The sequence below is a fragment of the Pelomonas sp. Root1237 genome (assembly GCF_001425055.1).
In the GTDB taxonomy this organism is placed as follows: Bacteria; Pseudomonadota; Gammaproteobacteria; order Burkholderiales; family Burkholderiaceae_C; genus Pelomonas.
This window is the reverse complement of sequence record NZ_LMDK01000020.1, coordinates 61,870-81,138: the sequence shown is the minus strand read 5'-3', so window position 1 is coordinate 81,138 and position 19,269 is coordinate 61,870. Positions and strand designations below refer to the sequence as shown.

At 66.3% G+C, this 19,269-nt stretch carries 14 protein-coding genes; 2 read left to right on the top strand and 12 right to left on the bottom strand.

The annotated features are described in order from the left end of the window. Nucleotides 1-9: 9 nt before the first annotated feature. Together ASC91_RS25165 and ASC91_RS25160 are read left to right on the top strand one after the other, a co-directional pair. Entirely contained in the window at nt 10-624 is a 615-nt protein-coding gene (locus ASC91_RS25165) for a TRAP transporter small permease (RefSeq protein ID WP_056203818.1), read from the top strand. Beyond that, on the top strand, nt 621-1,898 hold the full coding sequence (locus tag ASC91_RS25160; protein WP_056203816.1) for a TRAP transporter large permease subunit: 1,278 nt from the start codon (nt 621-623) through the stop codon (nt 1,896-1,898). Before ASC91_RS25165 ends, ASC91_RS25160 begins: the two co-directional genes overlap by 4 nt. A 250-nt stretch (nt 1,899-2,148) precedes the next feature. Here ASC91_RS25160 and ASC91_RS25155 read toward each other — a convergent pair whose 3' ends face one another. The 12 genes from ASC91_RS25155 to ASC91_RS25105 form a co-directional block, all read right to left on the bottom strand. Next, nucleotides 2,149-3,741, bottom strand: coding sequence for a beta-xylosidase (locus ASC91_RS25155; RefSeq protein ID WP_082533000.1), 1,593 nt, complete (start codon nt 3,739-3,741; stop codon nt 2,149-2,151). Between the two features lie 199 nt (nt 3,742-3,940). Beyond that, nucleotides 3,941-5,605, bottom strand: a complete 1,665-nt coding sequence (locus tag ASC91_RS25150; RefSeq protein WP_082532999.1) for a glycoside hydrolase family 5 protein — start codon at nt 5,603-5,605, stop codon at nt 3,941-3,943. A 225-nt stretch (nt 5,606-5,830) separates the two neighbouring features. Further along, nucleotides 5,831-7,477 carry a glycoside hydrolase 43 family protein gene (locus ASC91_RS25145; protein ID WP_200955340.1) on the bottom strand — a complete coding sequence of 549 codons (1,647 nt, stop codon included), beginning with the start codon at nt 7,475-7,477 and terminating at the stop codon, nt 5,831-5,833. 77 nt (nt 7,478-7,554) lie between these two features. Beyond that, nucleotides 7,555-8,604, bottom strand: coding sequence for a family 43 glycosylhydrolase (locus ASC91_RS29055; RefSeq protein WP_394326342.1), 1,050 nt, complete (start codon nt 8,602-8,604; stop codon nt 7,555-7,557). Beyond that, nucleotides 8,553-9,101, bottom strand: a complete 549-nt coding sequence (locus ASC91_RS30975; protein ID WP_394326339.1) for a family 43 glycosylhydrolase — start codon at nt 9,099-9,101, stop codon at nt 8,553-8,555. Before ASC91_RS30975 ends, ASC91_RS29055 begins: the two co-directional genes overlap by 52 nt. Nucleotides 9,102-9,398: 297 nt before the next feature. Next, complete coding sequence (locus tag ASC91_RS25135) at nt 9,399-10,451, bottom strand: LacI family DNA-binding transcriptional regulator (protein WP_056203808.1); 1,053 nt, start codon at nt 10,449-10,451, stop codon at nt 9,399-9,401. Between the two features lie 566 nt (nt 10,452-11,017). After that, on the bottom strand, nt 11,018-12,487 hold the full coding sequence (locus ASC91_RS25130; protein WP_056203806.1) for a tryptophan halogenase family protein: 1,470 nt from the start codon (nt 12,485-12,487) through the stop codon (nt 11,018-11,020). A gap of 3 nt (nt 12,488-12,490) precedes the next feature. Continuing rightward, nucleotides 12,491-14,002 (bottom strand): ATP-binding protein, encoded by a 1,512-nt coding sequence (locus tag ASC91_RS25125; protein WP_082532997.1) that lies wholly within the window; start codon nt 14,000-14,002, stop codon nt 12,491-12,493. Beyond that, nucleotides 13,986-14,711, bottom strand: coding sequence for a response regulator (locus ASC91_RS25120; protein ID WP_056203803.1), 726 nt, complete (start codon nt 14,709-14,711; stop codon nt 13,986-13,988). Before ASC91_RS25120 ends, ASC91_RS25125 begins: the two co-directional genes overlap by 17 nt. After that, nucleotides 14,708-16,000 (bottom strand): ABC transporter substrate-binding protein, encoded by a 1,293-nt coding sequence (locus tag ASC91_RS25115; protein ID WP_056203801.1) that lies wholly within the window; start codon nt 15,998-16,000, stop codon nt 14,708-14,710. Before ASC91_RS25115 ends, ASC91_RS25120 begins: the two co-directional genes overlap by 4 nt. A 149-nt stretch (nt 16,001-16,149) precedes the next feature. Next, on the bottom strand, nt 16,150-18,492 hold the full coding sequence (locus ASC91_RS25110; protein WP_056203798.1) for an FtsX-like permease family protein: 2,343 nt from the start codon (nt 18,490-18,492) through the stop codon (nt 16,150-16,152). Beyond that, nucleotides 18,485-19,183 (bottom strand): ABC transporter ATP-binding protein, encoded by a 699-nt coding sequence (locus tag ASC91_RS25105; protein ID WP_056203794.1) that lies wholly within the window; start codon nt 19,181-19,183, stop codon nt 18,485-18,487. Before ASC91_RS25105 ends, ASC91_RS25110 begins: the two co-directional genes overlap by 8 nt. Between the last annotated feature and the right edge of the window lie 86 nt (nt 19,184-19,269).

Below are 19,269 nucleotides of genomic sequence, written 5' to 3'. Positions count from 1 at the left end.
GAAGGCGCTTTGATCGACGCCGCCATCCAGCGGCTTTGCCGCGCTATCGACCTGCTGATCGGCGCTGCGCTCGCCGTGATGGTGGTGCTCGTGTTCGGCAACGTCGTGCTGCGCTATGCCTTCAACTCCGGCATCGCCGTCAGCGAAGAAGTCTCGCGCTGGCTGTTCGTCTGGCTGTGCTTCATGGGCGCCGTGGTGGCGATGAAGGACGGTGCACACCTGGGCACCGACATGCTCGTGTCGCGCCTGCCTGTGGCGGGCAAGAAGGCCTGCATGGTGCTGGGCCACGTTCTCATGCTGTACCTGACCTGGCTGTTCCTTCAGGGCAGTTGGCAACAGGCTCGCATCAACCTGGACGTGGCAGCGCCGGTGACCGGCGCATCCATGGCCATCTTCTATGCGCCGGGCGTGGTCTTCTCTGTCTGCGCCGGCATCCTGCTGCTGTTGCAGCTCGCACGGCTACTGACCGGCAACCTCGAGGAGAGCGACCTCGTGATGGTCACAGAGTCGGAAGAGCAGGCCGAGCTCGAAGCCCTGCAGGCCGAGTTGGCGCGCAGCGAACCGCAGCGTGATCAGCTACCTGCCCACGGCGCCAGCGACACGACCGGTCGCCCACGTCAATGACGGTCCTCATCTTCCTCGGCAGCCTGCTCGGCGCCATGGCACTGGGCATACCCATCGCCTATGCCTTGCTGGCGAGCGGCGTCGCGTTGATGTGGCATCTGGACCTGTTCGACGCGCAGATCCTGGCGCAGAACTTCATCAACGGTGCGGACAGTTTCCCGCTGCTGGCGGTGCCGTTCTTCATGCTGGCCGGCGAGATCATGAACGTCGGCGGGCTGTCGCAGCGCATCGTCAACTTCGCGCTGGCGCTCGTGGGCCACGTCAAGGGTGGGTTGGGCTACGTTGTGATCCTCGCGGCCTGCCTGCTGTCGGCACTGTCGGGTTCCGCGGTGGCGGATGCCGCCGCGCTGACGGCGCTGCTGCTACCGATGATGATCAAGGCCGGGCACAAGCGCGAAGTGTCCGGCGGGCTGATCGCAGCGGCGGGTGTCATCGGTCCCATCATTCCGCCGAGCATCGGCTTCGTCATCTTCGGCGTCGCCGCCAATGTGTCGATCAGCAAGCTGTTCATCGCCGGCATCGTCCCCGGCATCATGATCGGCATCGGCCTGGCGCTGACCTGGTGGTGGGTCGGCCGCAAGGAAATGCTGGCCTTGCCTCAACGCAAGACGCGCGCCGAAGTCTGGGCCGCGGCACGCGAGTCGGTGTGGGCGCTCATGCTGCCGGTCTTCATCCTGGTGGGGCTGCGGATGGGCGTGTTCACGCCTACTGAAGCAGCGGTCGTGGCCGCGGTCTACGCGCTGTTCGTCAGCACCGTGCTGTACCGCGAGCTGAAGCTGCAGGCGCTGATGCGCATCTTCATCACGGCCGCGCGCACCACGGCGGTGGTCATGTTCCTGGTGGCTTCGGCCATGGTGTCTGCATGGCTGGTCACGGTGGCCAATTTGCCGGTGCAGATGGTGGACCTGCTTCGTCCGCTGCTGGACAACCAGACGCTGCTCCTGACCGCCATCATGGTGCTCGTGATGCTCGTGGGCACGGCCATGGACATGACGCCCACCATCCTGATCCTGACGCCGGTGCTGATGCCGTTGATCAAGGCGGCCGGCATCGACCCGGTCTATTTCGGCGTGCTCTTCATCGTCAACAACTCCATCGGCCTGATCACGCCGCCGGTCGGCACCGTCCTCAACGTGGTGGCCGGTGTTGGCCGCATGAAGATGGACGAGGTCACGCGCGGGGTTCTGCCCTTCATGGCCGCCCAGTTCGCGGTGATGTTCGTGATGGTCCTGTTCCCTCAGACCGTGCTCGCACCGCTGCGCTGGTTCTATTGAAGCCTCGGCTGCTTCCAGCTTGAAGGCGCCGGTCGCCTTTGCGGCGGTGCTGCCGGTCGAGATGATGGCCACGGAGGTTAGGTCTCGGCCAGGAGCCGTCACTCGCGGGCGGTTGGTATGCGGAGACCAGCACAGCCGAGCTGCACTGGTCCGGTTGCCAGCGTCTGGGTCTTTTGCGCCGATACGCCTGGGAGAGTGGCTGGAAAGACGGCGGTTAGGGGGCGTATCGTGATGCAAGCAGCACTGCGTTTCAGCGCTTGACCGGGTCCAGCGTCAGCAAGGTGATGTCGTTGCTGCGCATTGGCACGGTGAAGTTCAGCAGGCCGTCCTTGCCGATGTTGACGGTGCGCTTTACTTCGGGAAGGTCGCGGGTCAGTGACTGCAGCTTGGCAAGCTGCGCCGCGTCGAGGTTGATGGGCGAACCCATCTCGAGGTAAGCGGTGTAGGCGTCGTTGGCCTTGTAGCCGGCGCGACGCAGCTCGAGCCGATAGGCGCCCGGCTTCAGGTTTCGCAGCGCGAGCTTGAGCGCTGGCGCCGGGCCGTTGGGCACCGGCTTGGCGAAGAACACGCCGTTAGCGGTGCTCTTTTGATCAGGATGCTGCCAGTCCCATGCCACGACGGCAGTCTTGTCGCCATCGACCGCAGCCAGCACCTTGTCGTCCGCGCTCGGGATCTCATTGCCGCGTAGCGCGTTGAGGTACTTGTAGGCGAACCAGGTCGTCTTGCGCAGGCCATCGCGAGTCATCAGGCCGAAGCCGCCATGGAAGGCGCGGGGCGGCGGGCCCGGCTCCTCGAACAGGTCGCTGTAGGTCCAGTAGCTCATCGCCTGCGCATAGCCTCGCGTGGCGCGCAGCTTGGTCAGGATCCACGGCGCGCTGATGTAGCTGTCATGCACCTTGTCGTACGGGTTGTAGCTGGTGCTCCACTCGGTGAGGTACAGCGGAATGCCAGGGAACGGCGAGGCTTCGATCTCTTTGCGATTGCGGCGCACGTCGCCGACGATGGCGTCGGGGTTAGGGTCCAGGATGCGGTCCGACTTGCCGAACTCGTCGAGGTAGCCTTCCGTGACGCCGTAGGTATGGGTGGTGACGAAGTCGACCGGCACGCCTTCCTGCTTGGCATAAGCCAGCAACTCGGGCACCCAGAAAGCGCCGGCCGTCGCGGGGCCGCCCACCTTCAGTTGGGCGTCCACCTTCTTGAGCGTGCGCGCGGTGTTGGCGTACAGCTCGAAATAGGCCTTCTGGTCGGCCTTTTCCCAGAAGCCGTCGAGGTTGGGCTCGTTCCACACTTCGAACGGCCACTTGCGCACCTCTTCGATGCCATAGCGCTGGATGAGGTGGCGCGCGAACGCGTCGATCAGCTCGGCCCACGGCCCTGGCTGCGGGTGCGAGGTGTTGCCCTTCCAGTAGAAGATCTTCAGGTCGGAGGTCTTCATCACGGCGGGTGTGAAGCCCAGCTCGATGAAGGGCTTGACGCCACTGGCCAGCATGCCGTCGTACAGCTTGTCGATGCCGGTCCAGTCGAACACCAGCTTGTCGCCGTCCTTCTTCACCGTGCCGTAGACGTCGTGAAAGATGTCGTGGAAGCGCACATAGCGAAAGCCCAGCTCGTCCGCAGCCGTCTTGAGCTGGGCGAGGTTTTCGGGGCGGCCGGTGGTGCCCGGGTAGTCCGCGCCGACCGAGAGATCGAAGAAGCGGTCCATGGGCTGGGTCGCAGCAGCGCGGTCCAGCGTCACCACGCGAGCGGCGGGAGTGGCCGCAGGGGTCGCGGTGCACAGGCCAAGTGAAAGGAGCGTCGCCGCGAGGCTGATAACGCTTCGGGGCAGGGACAGGGATGTGTTCATTGGAGGATTTCGGAGGACTTCGGAAGAGAGGGCGGCAGGCCCGGCGCCAGAAGCTGGACGCCAGGCCGCCGAACCATTGGCTCAGTTGCTGTAGAGGAAACCGCGGCCGTTCCCGCTGTCGTAGATACGTCCGGAATCGGCCAAGGAATTCAAAAGAAGGTCCGCCATGCGGCGGACCTTCGGACAAACTCCCAGGGAATTACAGACCCGGAATCGGAGCAATATCGGAAGTGCCAAGCATGGAGCCAAGCAGGTTCCAGTCCAGGACTTCACCGGTCGTCTCGTGGAAAATGTCGTGTTGGGTTACCCAGCCCGTGCCACTGAACCCAAGGCTGGCGATCTTGTTCTGCACGTACTTGTTCCAGTGCGTGGCTGCCCGGTAGTTCTGGTCCTTGTATGAGCCGGTCAGGCCGAGGCTCGCCGGCTTTACCCCCGCGCGATATTCGCCGATCAGCACGGGGATGCCCCGGTCCGTGAAATACTTCATCTTGGCGAGCTGAGCATCAATGGAGCTTTCGTTATATCCCCCCTTGACATTGCGATTCGTAAACTGATTGCTCACGTTATAACTTCCCCAGAAGGCACTCCAAGTCCCCCACGACTCATCTGTTTCCATCAAGGTGAAGTCGAAGGGATCATAAAAGTGCACTTCGACCATCCGCTTATTCGCCGGATCCGAAGGTAGATTCTTTCCATAGTTAATCGTGTTATCGATATTGGTGTTCGGCCCTTGGACGATCAGCCAGCGAACGGCATTGCCGCCGCCGTTGGCGCGCATCGCGGTAATCCAATTCTGCTGGTATTTGTAGAGCACATCGGTCTTGGCCTGGGTTGGCGCGTCAGGTTCGTTGGCGACAGCGAAGGCCAATTTGTCGCTGTCATACCATTTGAAAGTATTCGCAACCTGGGTCCACATGTTGATCAACTTGGCATTGATCGCAGGGTCGTAGGAATTGAAGCCGTTGCGTTCGAACCAGCCAAGGTCATAGTGGTCGTTGATGATGACGTACAGGCCGTCGGCGAGGGCCCAGTCGACCGTCTGCTTGACCTGGGCCATGAACGCGGGATCGATCGTTCCGTTGGTGGAATGAAAATCCCACGCAACGGGTATGCGCAGGGTCTTGAACCCCCTATCCCTGATGGAGTCGATCAGTGCCTTGGTGGGCGCCGCCGCTCCTGGCCAGAATGCTTCGAGGGTGTTTCCCAGGTTGATACCGGGATTCGGAAAGACTTGGGTCTGCGCGCTGGGCACGGTGATCGCGAACGCCTGGGTGGTCTTGGCGCCGCAGGTGTTGGTGTAGGTGGCGGTGGCCGTGCAGCTGGCAGTGGGCGTGATGGTCTGCTGGCGTGCCGAACCCGACGTACCGCAGCCGCTCCACCCCCACGAGCCGCCGGTCGTCGGCTGCGGGCCGAGGATGGCCGAGTTGCCAGCGGTGACCGTGGCTGAGGACGTCTGCGTCCAGGAGCCGTTGGCGCTGATGTAGGGCGTGATGGCTGTCGGCGCGCAGCTGCTGCCGCGTGTGGCGCTGGCCGAGCCGGAGTTGTAGCTGCCGGCGTTGGTCGTGAACTTGACCCAGTACCAGTACGGCGTGCCGGTGTTGGCCGAGCCGTCGGCGTAGCTCCGGGCGCTGCTGCCCGGCACGGCGATGCGGGTGCGGCCGGCGGGGTCGGCGTCGATGTCGCGGTAGACCTCCAGGCGCGAGACGTTGCCGCTGACGGTCCAACTGAGCTGGTTGTTGTTGGCCGTTCCGCTGGCTGTGAGGCAGACGGTGGCGCCGCCGCCACTGCCGCAGCTTTGCGCCTGCGCGAGGCTGCCTGCGCTTGCTCCGAATGCAAGCAGCAGTGCTGGTATCAAGGTTCTCATGTTCTACCTTTCAAGGTTGAAAGTGCTCGGCCGGTTGTCTCCTCCGGACTCGAGCGTTATGGAAGGACGCAGCTCAGTACATGGGCTTACATCCCGACAACTCCGAGGGATTGGGGTAGCAGCTCCAGCACCAGGGGCCTTGCGGGCCGTGCTTCGCGGAGAACGGTGCCGGCACGACGGCCTGCGGCTGCTGGAATGTGTTGTGGGTGAGGCGCACGGCGAAGATCAGCGGGGGTCGCCGGTGGGTCTGATGCGGTAGTAGTCAAAGTCCACACGGCCGCCGGCGGTCTTGGTCGAATAAAAGAAGAGCCCGTAGCGATAGCCCATGAAGTGCTTTGGGTAGGAATAGGTCAGGCGCGAGGGACGTCCGATGGCAGTCCAGGATTTGCCGTCGAGGCTGTAGGAGAAGCGGGCGAGTTCGGGCGCGGGCTCAAATTCGCTTTCGACCTTGAGGTGAACGGTTTTGCCAGCGAGGGGAATGGCGGCGATCTCCTCGGGCTTGTCGGAATCGGCGCTCACCATGACGAGCGATCTGACGCCACCGGTCATCTTGACGCCGACAAAACCGTACTGTTTCTGGAAGACCGTGAGGCCGGCCACATCGCCGTCTTTCATGCCGCTCACATCGATGCTTGTCGTGGCGGAACTGGCAGGGCCAAAGGTGCGCTGGGTGAGGGTGTTCGTGGCCTCCGGCAACGTGGCAACGACCCGGCTGGTGACGAGGCTCAGATGGCCCGCGCGCTTGGTGAGCGACCAGTCATTGGGCCTCGGGTTGTGATTCCATTGCCAGGCCAGGGGCAGGGCAGGGTCGCCGGGCTGGCGGTTGAATTCGTCGGAGGCGACGATGCCGGAGGCGCCCTGTGCGCCGGCCGGGATGTCGAGCGTCATGGGCACCTTGCCGTTTTCGCCGAGCACGGGCCAACCGTCCTTCCAGGTCACGGGCACGAGGTAGGGAATGCGACCGACGGCGCCGTTGCCCTTGAAGAGATAGGCGTACCACTTGCCGTCGGGCGTGTCGATGAGGCCGCCCTGGGCGATACCACGGTCATCGAGCACGATGCGACCCTCGTAGGGCCCGTCGATGCTGTCGGCGCGGTGGACGATGACGGTGGGCGCCCAGCGGCTTGCGGGCGAGGCGATGTTGAAGAGGTAGTAGCGGCCGTTGATCTTGGAAAGATGCGAACCCTCGCCATTGAGCCCGCCCAGGTCGGTGCCGAAGACGGTGTTGACGTTCTCGATGAGAACCTTGTTCACGCCGCCGGGCTTGACGCCGGAGAGATCGGATTTCAGCTCGACGAGCGTGATGCGCCCGCCTCCGTAAACCATGTAGACGCGACCGTCATCGTCGAAGAACAGGCTGTGGTCATGCAGCACGGGCTCGAAGCTCATCTCCTTCCACGGGCCGCGCTCTGGATCGCGCGTGCTGAAGATATGGGTGCGTCCGCTGGTGTACGAAAAGGTCGAGGCATAGAACACGCCGTCGTGGTAACGCAGGCTGGGGGCCCACGAGCCGGCCGCGTAGGCGTCCTTGCCGTTGTCGAGGCGGAGGGCTTCGTTGTCTGCCAGCGTTTCATAGGCGTAGGAAGCCATGCGCCAGTTGACCAAGTCCGTCGACTTCATGATCGGCAGGCCCGGGCTCATGTGCATCGTCGTGCTGCTCATGTAGTAGGTCTTGCCTACTCGGATGATGGCGATGTCCGGAACGTCGGCCCAGATCAGCGGGTTGTGAGCAGGAGCTGCCTGTGCCGCCGGAACGGCCTGAGACGCGACGCAGAGCACGAGGGCCATCACGAGCCAAAGAACCGGGCGGTTCATGAGGCGGGTGGGAGAGGCGGCGCAAGGGCGGCTCAGGTCGTCAGCGTGTTTGTCCATGTTTTGTCCGGATCAGTCATTTGGAGTCGCGTCGGTCAAGGCGACTTGCCGCCCGGCCTGAGGCCGTTTCAGCGCGCCTACCGCGCATACAGCGCGAACGCGAAGTCCGCAGGGCGGCCGCTTTCCTTGTCCTTCAGCGGCCGGTCATCAAGGGTCGCCTCGCCGTCGGCATAGACATCGCTGCGGCTGGCGCGGAGGTTGATCGTCACCGCGTCCTTCTGGCCCTGCAGCGTCAGCGCGTAGCGACGACCGGACTTCAGCACGACAGGCGGATGGGCGCTGAAGTCGAAGCTCAGCAGCCCGGCCCCTTGCGGCCGGTAGGCAATGGCCAGGCCCTCGCCCGCACCGAGCAGTTCGGTGCCGGCCTCCACGTCGCGCAACGACAGGCGCAAGCTGCGCGTGGCGTCCGTGCCGTGGCCGTCACCGGCGTACAGGCTGAGCCGGCCTAGTGGGATGTCGGCGCGCGGCACGAAGGTCTGCACCAGGCGGCTGGCGCCGCCGTCGCGGTTGAAGCCGATGGGCTCGGGTGTCTGCTCGAAAGGCCGGGTGACGGAGGCCAGCGCCGGGCTGCCAGGCCAGGTTTCGGGATAGCCCTGGGCGAACTGCTGGACGGCCACGCGCGGGTCGGAGCGGCCCGGGTCCGCCAGCGCCGGCACCTTGCCCTTGGGCGGCTGGGGCGGCTTGCTGATGCCGGCTTCCGTCTGCGTGATCGGCCACATGCGGCCGTCGGCGTCGTAGTAGAGGTACTCCATCGCGACCGAGCGGCGGGAGGTGGCGCCGGTCTCGCCGTTCAGCGTCAGCGCGGCATTGTGATAAACGAGATAGGACTGGCCCTTGAAGTCGTCGATGACGCCGGCATGGATGGTGAAGCTGTTGGGCACGGCGCCGGTCAGCAGGCCCTGGTAGGTCCAGGGGCCGCGTGGGCTCGGCGCGGTGGCATAGGACAAATGCTCGAAGAGACCCTGCTGCGCCATGGATGCGTAGGTCAGGTAGTACGTGCCCTTGCGCTTGGACAGCCACGGCCCCTCGGTGTAGTTGGGCACCGAGATCTTCTCGATGGGGCCGTCCAGCTCGGTCATGTTGGCCTTGAGCTTGGCCAGGTAGAGCACCGGGTTGCCCCAGGCCAGCCAGGCGATGCCGTCGTCGTCGATGAAGACGGTGGGGTCGATGTCACTCCAGCCGTAGGGGCTGGGTTGAACGGGCCCAGCGGGTTGTCGGCCACCGCCACGCCGATGGCCTTGCCCGGCTGCGTGTCGTTGTGCTGCACGGTGGCGTAAAAGTAGAAGCGGCCATTGCGCTGCACCACCTGCGCGGCCCAGGCATCGCTCACCGCCCACTTGAAATCGGTGGGCTTCATGATGGTGCCGTGGGCGGTCCACTGGCGCAGGTCCTTGGACGAGTAGGCCAGCCACTCCTTCATCAGGAAGAAGTCGTTGCCCTTGGCCTCGTCGCGACCCACGTAGAGGTAGGCCGTGTCGCCCACCACCAGCGGTGCGGGGTCGGCGGTGAAGCGGTCGCGCAGCACGGGGTTGGCGCCTGGTGCCAGTCCGGCGGCCGGAGCGGCGGCACACGTGATGGCTGCGCAGCAAAGAGCGGTGTGTTGAAGCAGTCTGGCGAGGCGCATGGCTAAGTGAGAACCTTCAATTCGGTTGTGGCGGCTGTGCACATGGTGGTTTGCGGACTCATCGATCGACCCCACGGGCAAAGCAGGGTCATCGTCAGCAGCGAGGTCCGCGGGAGAAATGAATGGATTCGCCCCGCGGCATATGACTCCTCCAACCACGCGCGTTAATTCACCGGTTAATCAATTTGATGGGGCGGTTAATCAATTGACCAAAATAGTTGCGGTCGTGCCGCGCAAGCAATCTTAGTTCGTTCGGTGGCCGAACTAACTAGGGAAAAACCTAGCGGCTTCCCCGTGTCAAGGGACGATCAGCTGCGTGCTTCGAGGACCGGGCAAGCTTCGGCCGTGAACGATTTCGATGGGCAGAACGATGTCGCTTGGGCCGGCGTAGGCTTCCCCTCGGCGCTGCGCTTCGATCAACTGCATCAGGACCTCGACCGCGCGGCGCCCCATCTCAAGCAGGGGCTGGCGCACCGTCGTCATGTGCAGTGAGCGGGCCAGCAAGGTGTCATCGAAGCCTGCAATCGAGATGTCCCGAGGAACGCTCAGCCCGACGCCCTCCAATGCCTCGATGCAGCCGAAGGCGATGTCGTCGCTGCCACAGCAGACGGCCTCGGGCAACGGCTGGCCGCGGTGGCGTTGCAGCCATTCCTGCATGGCCTGCCTGCCCCCTTCGCCGGTGAACCACGTGCGGATCACATGGTCGGAAGCAACTTCGACCCCGGCTTCGGCATGGGCGCGCAGGAAGCCCTCGACACGGCGGTCCGCGCCCTTGGCGCGCACCGGTCCCCCCACGCAGAGGATGCGGCGATATCCAAGCCCGAGCATGTGGCGCGCGATGGCATAGCCGCCCGTTTCATCGTCCGCCTCGACGTTCACCTGCGCCCGCAACAGCCTGCCGGCATGGATCGTGACCATGGGCGTATGCGGTGGGAGCCAGGTCGTGCTGTCATCTTCCAGGTAGGGTGCCAGCACGACGAGTCCGTCGACGCGGCCGTCGCACAAGGCCGGGATGCGCTTGGGCGCTTCTTCCCAGCCGCCGAGTGGAAAGATGGATGTGGTCTGGTGGACCTCCGTCGCACCGCGCACGACGCCGTTGAACACTTCCAGGAGGTAGAGGTTGGGTTCCTCATTGGCGATGTTGGCGACGAAGCCAATGGCATTGGTGCGTTGAAACGTCAGCGCACGCGCGGTCGCGTTCGGCCGGTAGCTCAAGCGCGCCGCCACCGCAAGGACCCGCTCACGCGTCTCGATCGATACGCGCGTCGAACCGTTCGCACCGCTGAGCGCGGAGGACGCCGCCGCTTCAGAAACCCCTGCTTCTCGCGCGACGTCAGCGAGCGTGGGCAACTTGTGACGATGGCTCTTCGGTGGCTTGGAAGGCCTGGGTATCGAAGCGGACAGTGTCCGGCGGGCGGGAGAGACGGGGCGGCGCACTCTAGCATCGCGTCTAGCTGGAACCAGGTATCGCCACAGTCAGTCCGACCATCGACCTCCGGTGCTTGCGGGCGCGGCAGCAATCGTCTTGACGAGTCTGGACGGCGAGCCCGAGCCGGCGTGCTGCACGTGGACGAAGGTCTGAGCTGACGACAAACGCAACGTTCTGGCCGCAGAGCGTACCGACGTCCTTGGGAAGGGTGCACCGAAATGCTCGAGCGAAGTCCACCTCGTAAATTCTCATGTTCAGCGAGACGAACTCCGGAAAGTTCTTTATGAGGCGGCGGCTCAGGGTGCCGTGACCACCCGCTTCAGAGCGTCCCGGTCGGTCGTTTGAAAGGAAGCTCGGGAGCTGAGCGGCCAACCTGGGCGTCGCGGCGAAAGACTGCAACCAGCCTGGAGCGAACGTCGGTCAACACCGGAGTTGGCGAGTGGAGGTGACCTCGACGCGACTGACACGGCAAGCTGGTGCAGATGGCTCATTCGCCCATCAAGCAGCGATGGTGTGAGCGGAACGCCCGAGCCATGTTGGCCAGGCTTTGTCTTGCGACCGCGGCCGTGACGGCCTGAGGCGCCGCGCGCAGCTCAGCCGGGAAGCGGCCCATGCCGGCGAACAGGCAGTACCAGGACGGGCGCAGATACATCAGCTTCGCGCCGTGGCGCTCCAGCTCGGCCTCGAAGTCGCCGCCGCGGTCCCAGACGTCGAGCAGGCTGGCGAGCCGGTCGGAGATGTTCTTGTTGGCGCGGTTGGCACGCCAGTAGTCGGTGTCGCGACGCGTGTTGAGCTGGTAGTGGGCGACGACGTAGTCGCGCACGCCCTCGAACATCTCGCTGACGCGGCGATTGAACGCGTCCTGTTGTCGGCGCTCGAATTCGCCACCTTCCATGGCTGCGATGAACTGCTCCACGCTGAGCTGGATCAGCATCAGCGCCGTCGCTTCCAGCGGTTCGATGAAGCCCTGGGCCAGGCCTATGGCGACGCAGTTCTGGCGCCAGTGCTGCTTCACGCAGCCAACGCGCATGCGCAGGCGTCGCGCGGTGGCGCCTTCGGCCGCGGCGCCGACCTGCTCACGCAACTCGCGCTCGGCCTCGTCGTCGCTGACGAAGTCCGAGCTGTAGACATAGCCATTGCCATAGCGTGTCGTCAGCGGAATCTGCCAGGCCCAGCCGTGGCGCAGGGCGGTCGACACCGTCTCGCAGGGGATGTCCTCGCCGTCAACCAGCGGTGTCGGGATGGCGATGGCGCGGTCGTTGAAGAGGTTGTCGCGATAGGAGAGGAAAGGCTCGCCGAGCGTCTCGGTGATCAGCAGGCCTTTGAAGCCGCTGCAATCAACAAAGAGGTCCGCATCGACGCGCGCGCCGCTCTTCATGTGCACAGCCGCGATGTCGCCGTTCTCGCGCAGTTCCACGCGCGCCACCGTGTCGACGATGTGGCGCACACCGAGGCCCACCGCGTGCGTGCGCAGGAAGGCGCCGAGCTTGCCAGCGTCGAAGTGATAGGCGTAATCCGTGCCGAGCGGCGCTCTTCGCTGCCGGGCCAACTCTGCGGCGAGAAAGAAGTCCCGCGGGTTGGCATCGGCCGCCTGGCCACGCCGACGCAGACAGGCGTTGGTGAAGAAGAGATTGCCCAGCTCACGGTCCGCTTCACTGAAGAAAGGATGAACGTAGCTCTCGTAGCCCGCAACGGTGCTCCAGCCGGGGAAGCGGATGCTGCTCTTGAAGGTCGCGTCACAGGCCGGCATCCAGTCGCGTTCTTCAATGCCCAGCGTGCGGAAGAAGTGGCGCAAAAAGGGCGTCGAACCCTCGCCGACGCCGATGGTGCCAATGTCGGCCGACTCGATCAGCGTGACGTCAACGCCGAGCCGCGCCCAGCGGTGCCGCAGCAGGTTGGCCGTCATCCAGCCGGCCGTGCCGCCGCCGACGATGGCGATGTGTTTGGGAGGCGCCATTGCTCAGCCTGCGGGTAGGGCAACCCGGACTTCAAATCCGCCGGCCGGGTGATTACGAAACCCGACCGTGCCGCCGTGGTCCGCCACGATCTCGCGCACGATGGACAGGCCCAAGCCCAAGCCCTCCTTGCGCATCGCGGCGCCATGCTCCAGCCGCGTGTAGGGCTGGCCCAGCCGCGCCAGCGCGCTCTCCGGCACACCGGGGCCATGGTCGCGCACGGTCACGAGCACGAGGCCGTCCTCGTCGCTGCACACGCTGACCTCCACCGGTTGCTGCTGGCTTTCGCCGTAGAACATCGCGTTGTCCAGCAAATTGCCGATGGCTCGCTTGAGCGCCAGCGGCTTGCCGAATACCGTCAGCGCCTCGTTCTGCAGCTCGATCTTGTGCCCTCCCATGTGCGCGTCGCGCACCATCTTCTGCAGCACGAGGTCGATGCGCAGCGGCGCGCGGTTCTCGTGGATGTCGGTGTCCTTGACGATCTGCAGCGCCGTTTTCACCATCATGTCCAGCTCGTCGAGGTCCTCATGGAACTCGTCCTGCACGGCGGTGTCGTCCAGCAACTCGCTGCGCAGGCGCAGCCGCGTGATCGGCGTGCGCAGGTCGTGCGAGATGGACGCGAACAGCCGCTCGCGGTCGCCGATGTAGCGGCGGATGCGCTCCTGCATGTCGTTGAAGGCCTCGATGGCTTGGCGCACCTCCTGCGTGCCGCTGACACGCAATGGCTTGGGCGCCACGCGCCGGCCCACGCGCGCGGCCGCCTGGCTCAGGCCTGCCAGCGGCCGCGTGATGGCGCGCACGGCGATCAGCGTCAGCAGCACGGCCAGGCCCAGGGCCAGCAGTTGCGGCGTCAAGCGTTGCCAGGTGAAGAACTCCAGCTGCTCCAGGAAGTAGGGATCGGGCAGGGTGCTGCTCAGGTAGAGCCACACGCCCGGCTCGGTCTCGGCCTGGATGACGAGAAAGGGCGCGGGCCGCTCGGCGGCAATCAACGAGGGCTCGACCCAGCTCTCCGGCAAGTCGCTCAGCAGCGCGCCGCTGGGCGACACGGCCAGGCCGATGGGCGAGGCCAGCGCCACGCGCAGCGGCGTGCCCTTGGGCAACTGGGCGGTCAGTTCCTGTGTGACCTGTTGCTCCAACATGTGCGCCATCGGCTGGCTGGGAAGGGGCTCAACACTGACCGCGGCGCCGTTGAAGAAGACGAGGAAGCGTGTGCCGCCCATCGTGCGCAACTGTTCGATGAGCAGGGGGCGATAGGCCGCCGGCAGCTCACGCAGCGCACGTACGGCACCTATTGCACCGCTGGCGACGTGATGCGCGGCCAGCTCGGTCTGGCGCCGCACCCGCTGCTCGATCTGGCTGTACCAGAGCAGGTTGACGACCAACTGCACAAGAGCCAGGCCGCCCAGCATGGCCAGCACGAAGCGGCCCTGCAGGCTGTCGAACAGAAAGCTGCTGGCGCGCTGCCACCAGCGGCGCGCCGGTACGGGCGGCCCTGCGTCCTCAACCTCCGAGGGCATGCCTTGGCGTCACCGTCGTTGAGAAAACGTAGCCCGAGCCGCGCACCGTCTTGATCAGCGCCGGCTGCTTGCCATCGTCCTGCAGGCGCTGGCGCAGGCGGCTGACCTGCACGTCCAGCGACCGGTCCAGCGGCCCCAGGTCGCGGCCGCGCGTGACCTCGGCCAGGCGGCTGCGGTCCAGCACTTCGCCGGGGTGCTCGACGAGGAGCTTGAGCAGCTGGAAGTCCATGCCCGACAGCGCGGTGGCTGTGCCGTCGGGGTCGATGAGGCTGCGCTCCAGCAGGTCCAGCGTGAAGCCGTTGAAGGCGTAGTAGCGCGGCTCTTTAGCCTTCTCCTGGCCGGTGCGGCGCGTGATGGCCTTGATGCGAGCCAGCAGCTCGCGCGGGTTGAAGGGCTTGCCGAGGTAGTCGTCGGCGCCCAGCTCCAGGCCGACGATACGGTCGGTTTCGTCGGCGCTGGCGGTCAGCATGATGACCGGCACCTCGGAGCGGCGGCGCACCGACTGGCACAGCGTGAAGCCCTCGGTGTCGGGCAGCATCACGTCCAGGATGCACAGGCTGATTTCGTCGCGGTGGCGTTCGAACTCGGCCATGAAGCTGGCGCCATCGTGGGCCAGCAGCACCTCGTACTGGTTTTTCTCGAGATAGGTCTTGAGCAGGCTGCGAATTTTTTGATCGTCGTCGACGATCAGGATCTTGCGCGGGGTCATGGGGAGGCTTTCGTCTTCGGAGCGAGTGCGCGCAGCAGGCCCTGCAGCTTGCGCTGTGCGGCGGCGGGCGTCTGGCTCGGGTCCAGCGCAAAGCGGTGGACGGTTTCGATGATGGCGTTCTTGCCGACCTCGCCAAAGGCCATGCGGTGCACGAGGCTCGGCACGCGCGGCGTGTTGGGGTTGGCGAAGAGATGGAAGGAGGCTTGCGCGCAGGGGTCCAGCTCGTCCACCGGCACGTCGCGGCGCACGGGGATGGAGCCCTTGATGCGGTTGTAGCCCAGTTGCAGCGTGGCGCTGCCGAGCAGCTCGGCCATCTTTTCCTGGTCGGCCTGGCTGCCGCCATTGCCGGCCAGCATGGCCAGGGTGTCGATGCTGTAGAGATGGGCCTGGGCGGTGCCGGGCACGGCCTTGCAGCTGAAGTCGCGCTCACCTTCCAGCCCCATGGCGCCCAACTCGCCGCGAGCCCAGTCGCCCATGATCATCATGGCCGCGCGCTCATTGGCGAAGTCGGCAACGACGTCGGTCCAAGGGCGCTCGCCGGGCGCCACCCCGCTGGCTGGCAGAGCGAGGTTGCGCCAGTTGCGCAGGCGCTTGAGGGCGCGCTCCAACGCGGGGTCGTCGAAAGCGCTGGGGTCGCGTTGCTCCAGCATGCGGCGGTACAGCGCCGGGCCGGCCTCGCTGAGCAGCATGGCCTCGAAGATGGTGGCCACCTGCCAGGGCTCGTCGCTGAAGGCGACCGGCGTGACGCCGACAGCGCGCAGCTTGACGGCGGCGCGCTCCAGGCCGTCCCAGTCATTGGGCGGCTCGATGCCATGGCGCTTCAGCAACGCCTTGTTCAAGTAGAGGTTGTTGATGCGCTGGATGCCCAACGGTGCCGCGACGATGTGCCCGCGCACCGTCACCTGGGCCATGACCTGCGGGAACATGACCTTGGACCAGTTGCGCTTCGCGGCGACACCGTCGAGTTCGAGCAGCAGGCCCATGTCGGCCCATTCGTTCATGGACGCGCCGTTGAGCTGCGCCACCTTGGGCGCCATGCGGCGCAGGATGCGCTCGTTCAGCACCTTGATGGCCGGCCCGCCGCCGCCACCGGCCACGGCACCGTCCACCCACTTCAGACCGTTCTCGGCCATGCGTGCGGCGACGTGGTTGGCCGCGGCGCGTTCGCTGGCAGACGTCCACCAATGCAGCACATTCAGCTCACCCGCGCCCTCGGCTGCAGGCGTGGCCACAGTCGGCCCAGCCGCCATGGCCGCGCAACTCCAGGGCAACACCGCCAACGCCAGCATGCGCCGCATCTTGCGGGCCGCCCGGCAGCGCCAACCTTGCGTTTCGTACGACTTCTGTAATGTTGTGTGACTCAAGGAGATCGCCACCTGCCGGGAGGCCGCGATTGTCTTGAGAAGTGCTTCAAATGGCGATTGGGGCTTACCGTGACTCAGGCGTAGGCAAGCGCCTGCGCAGCGGGAATGCGCAACGCGCGGCGTGCGGGCAGCGCGCAGGCAATCAGCGAGATCAGCGCCATCAATCCGAGCCAGCCGAACGCCGTGGCCGGGCTCGGCAGCAAGCGCCATGGCACGCTGAACATGATGCGGCCGAAGGCCACCTCGAGCAGGGCGCTGATGGGCAGGGCCAGGGGCAGCGACGTCAGCCAGGCCAGCACGACCAGGGTCAGGCCCTCGACCTGCACCATTGCCAGGATGGCGCCATCGCGTGCACCGATGGCCCGAAGCACACCGATCTCGCGCCGGCGCTCCAGCACGGCCAGGCCCATCGTCGAGGCCAGGCCCATCGCACCGACGGCAATCATCACCAGGCCCATGGCGCCAAGGAAGTCCACAACCATCAGCAGATGGTCCTCGACGACGCGGCGGTTGTCGGCCTGGGACTGGCTGGCGGCAATGCCGATGCCGGCTTCAGTGAGGGCACCACGCAGCTGCTGCACGGCGTCAAGGAGGGCGACCGGCGAGTCCGGCCGATCCAGCTTCAGCACCAGGCTGGTCGCGAGCTCGTTGCCGGCCAGCGCGTCCAGCGTGGCGCGCGAGGTGTAGGCCAGAGCTTGCGGGCCGGCATCGACGAGGCCGACGACGGTCCAGTCGCGGCCGGCGATGCGTTGGTGGCTGCCGACGGTCAGCGCGGGCTGTTGTCGCTGCAGCAGACGGCTGACGACGAGTTCGCCGTCACCCGACAGCCAGCGACCCTCGAGCAGACGCGGCGCCAGCAGACGGCCGCTGGGCGGCACGCCAAGCAGCGTCAGTGGTTCGGCGCCGACGCCGGTGCGCAGCCCACGCCAGGCCTCGGCCGCCGTGATGCCGGGCACGTCCAGGGCCAGCGCCTCCAACTTGCCGGCGGGTGAGGGCGCGGCCACGCGCACCTGCAGCTGGTAGCGCTGGGCATCGAAGAGATCGTCCACCGACCCGCGCACGGCGCTGCGCAGATTGGCGGCACCCAGATACACCGCGCCACCGCTGGCCAGGGCCAGCACGGTCAGCAGCATGCGCTGGCGGCGGCGAAAGGCATTGCCCACCGACAGCAGCAGTGGCCGCGCCCAGCCACCGAGCAGCGGCACCAGCCGCGCCGCCAGCGCGCCACGCTGCAGGCTCAGCGGCCGGCCTTCGCGGGTGATGCCGATGTCGCGCAGCGCCTCGCCCACGGGGCGGCGCAGGGCCGTGCGCACCGGCAGCGCGGCGGCGGCCAGCGGCAGCGCGAGCCCGACGGCCAACTGCAGCGCAACGCCCCACGCCGGTGTGGCGATGCCGTCGAGCGGAAAGTTCAGCAGCTCGGCCTTGAGACCGCCGTAGAGCCGCCCCAGCCACAGCGCCAAGGGCAGTGCGATTGCCGAGGCCAGCAGGCCAAGAGCGCCGGCCTGGGCCAGCACCATCGCGCCGATCTGGCCAGGCGAGCCGCCCAGCACCTTCATGACGGCGATCTCGCGCGTCTGCCCGGCCAGCATCGCGGCCACGAGGTTGACGACCAGGAAGCCGCAGGCCAGCAAGGCCAGCAAGCCGAAGGCGCCCTGGGTCATCAGCAGCGAGTCCATCTGTGCGGCGTGGATGTGCTGGCCGGGTTCGGGCACGTCGACGCTCTTGACCACGTAGCCACCGGCGATCAGCGCGGCCTTCAAGGTGTCGACGACAGCGCGCACGTCGGCGCGCGTCGCGTGCTCGTCCCGCATGCGGAACTGCAATTCGTTGAAACCCGCTGGCGCACCCAGTCGCGTCAGCGTCGCTCCGGTGCCGTACAGGTAGACGAGGTTTTCCATCCAGCCGGGCGCCTGGCTGACGTCGCGCACCAAGCCCCTGATGTCGACCGGCAGTGTCTCGGTACCGGCCACGCGCAAGGACACCGGCTCGCCGACGCTGGCGCCGGAGAAGTCCAGCGAGGAGCGCTCGATCCACAGCCCGCCGTCCGTGGGTGGCGTGTCGAGCTGCAGCCGCCCGATGTCGGCGCGCTGGAAGTCGTCGAGCGCGATGACGACGGCATTGCGCGAGCGGCCATTGGCCTGCACGGCGGCCATCGCGCTGCGCCGCAGCCGTGCGGCGACGACCTGGGGCTGTGCCTTGGCAAGGGCCAGCGCCTGCGCATCGGCCCGGTCCAGCACCAGCGTGGCCGAGACGGGCAGGCTGGCGCTATAGCCCTGGTCGGTGGCGCGTTCGACCAGGGTCCACGCATTCAGGATGGTGCCGGCGGCGGTCAGCCCCAGCGCGACCGCGAGCACAACGAGCAGGCTGCGCGCGCGGTGTTGCCAGAGGTCGCGCCAACTTTTCAGTGCCCTAAGCATGACGGCAGTCCTCGACGAGGCGGCCGTCGCGCAGGCGCAGGCTGCGCTGCACCTGGCCCAGAGCGGCGGCTTCGTGCGTGACCATGACGATGGTGACGCCTTGTTCCCGGGCCAGCTCGGCCAGCAGCGCCAGCAGCGCTTCGGCGTTGACGGAGTCGAGGTTCCCAGTCGGCTCGTCGGCCAGGATCAGCGCCGGCGCGTTGGCCAGCGCCCGGGCCAGGGCCACGCGCTGCTGCTGGCCGCCTGAAAGGGCAGACGGGAACTTGTCCGCCTGGTCGGCCACACCCAGGCGCTCGAGCAAGGCCAGTGCTCGCTCAGGCCGTTCAGCGGCCGGCCACTGGTCGCAGAAGTCCATCGGCAGCATGACGTTCTCCAGCGCCGTCAGCGTGGGCAGCAGCTGGAAGAACTGGAAGACGACGCCGACGGCGCGGCCGCGCCAGCGGGACAGTGCGCGCTCGGGCAGGGCGCGCAGGTCTTGGCCAGCCACGCTCAGCTCGCCGCAGCCGGCGCGGTCGATACCGGCGAGCAGGTTGAGCAGCGTCGACTTGCCACTGCCCGAGGGGCCGACCACGGCGACAAACTCGCCGGCGTGGATGTCGAGGTCGAGGGCGGCGAGGGCCTGGAAATCGCCGCCCGCTTGCGGGTAGCTCTTGCCGACGCCGCGCAGGCGGATGAGTGCAGTTGGGTCCATGGCGACCAATGTAGGAAGGCGCCGGCCGCGCGGCGCACCGTTGGACGGCACCGTTGTGCCACTCGGCGATTTGGCCCTCGCCAGGC

Excerpts from the sequence above, each read along its gene's own strand:
- ASC91_RS25160 (WP_056203816.1), top strand. The coding sequence starts at position 621 with ATGACGGTCCTCATCTTCCTCGGCAGCCTGCTCGGCGCCATGGCACTG.
- ASC91_RS25155 (WP_082533000.1), bottom strand. The coding sequence starts at position 3,741 with ATGAACACATCCCTGTCCCTGCCCCGAAGCGTTATCAGCCTCGCGGCG.
- ASC91_RS25150 (WP_082532999.1), bottom strand. The coding sequence starts at position 5,605 with ATGAGAACCTTGATACCAGCACTGCTGCTTGCATTCGGAGCAAGCGCA.
- ASC91_RS25145 (WP_200955340.1), bottom strand. The coding sequence starts at position 7,477 with ATGGACAAACACGCTGACGACCTGAGCCGCCCTTGCGCCGCCTCTCCC.
- ASC91_RS30975 (WP_394326339.1), bottom strand. The coding sequence starts at position 9,101 with ATGCGCCTCGCCAGACTGCTTCAACACACCGCTCTTTGCTGCGCAGCC.
- ASC91_RS25130 (WP_056203806.1), bottom strand. The coding sequence starts at position 12,487 with ATGGCGCCTCCCAAACACATCGCCATCGTCGGCGGCGGCACGGCCGGC.
- ASC91_RS25125 (WP_082532997.1), bottom strand. The coding sequence starts at position 14,002 with ATGCCCTCGGAGGTTGAGGACGCAGGGCCGCCCGTACCGGCGCGCCGC.
- ASC91_RS25120 (WP_056203803.1), bottom strand. The coding sequence starts at position 14,711 with ATGACCCCGCGCAAGATCCTGATCGTCGACGACGATCAAAAAATTCGC.
- ASC91_RS25115 (WP_056203801.1), bottom strand. The coding sequence starts at position 16,000 with ATGCTGGCGTTGGCGGTGTTGCCCTGGAGTTGCGCGGCCATGGCGGCT.
- ASC91_RS25110 (WP_056203798.1), bottom strand. The coding sequence starts at position 18,492 with ATGCTTAGGGCACTGAAAAGTTGGCGCGACCTCTGGCAACACCGCGCG.
- ASC91_RS25105 (WP_056203794.1), bottom strand. The coding sequence starts at position 19,183 with ATGGACCCAACTGCACTCATCCGCCTGCGCGGCGTCGGCAAGAGCTAC.